Source organism: Vibrio sp. 10N.222.49.C9, from assembly GCF_041474985.1.
GTDB lineage: Bacteria > Pseudomonadota > Gammaproteobacteria > Enterobacterales > Vibrionaceae > Vibrio > Vibrio crassostreae_C.
In genome coordinates, this window is record NZ_JBFRVD010000343.1 from 1 (window position 1) to 287 (window position 287).

Genomic DNA, 287 nt, shown 5'->3' on the forward strand with positions numbered 1-287 from the left:
CTAAACAACTCACCTAGTGCAATTACAAAAACAATGAAAAAATTGGAGGAGATCGGACTTCTCATTGCACTGAAAGAAACAATCGAAGTGCAACACCCCTTCACCGATAAAACGGGGCAGACTACTACCAAAACTCACAAGCTTAACGCTAGAGCCAAATGCTACCGACTGAAACGTCTTGATGAACTATCCGATGTTGAGAAGGCTGACATTGCAATTTTGACCTCTGGTTCAAAATCAAAGCAAGTCGCACAAAGCCAACGTATGAACGAGGGTAAAAAGGCAGC

The 287-nt window shown here is 42.9% G+C and carries 1 protein-coding gene; it reads left to right on the forward strand.

Going from position 1 to position 287, the window contains the following annotated elements:
• Nucleotides 1-33: 33 nt before the first annotated feature.
• A partial coding sequence (locus tag AB4585_RS23440) for a hypothetical protein (RefSeq protein ID WP_372171176.1) occupies nucleotides 34-287 on the forward strand: 254 nt, incomplete at its 3' end.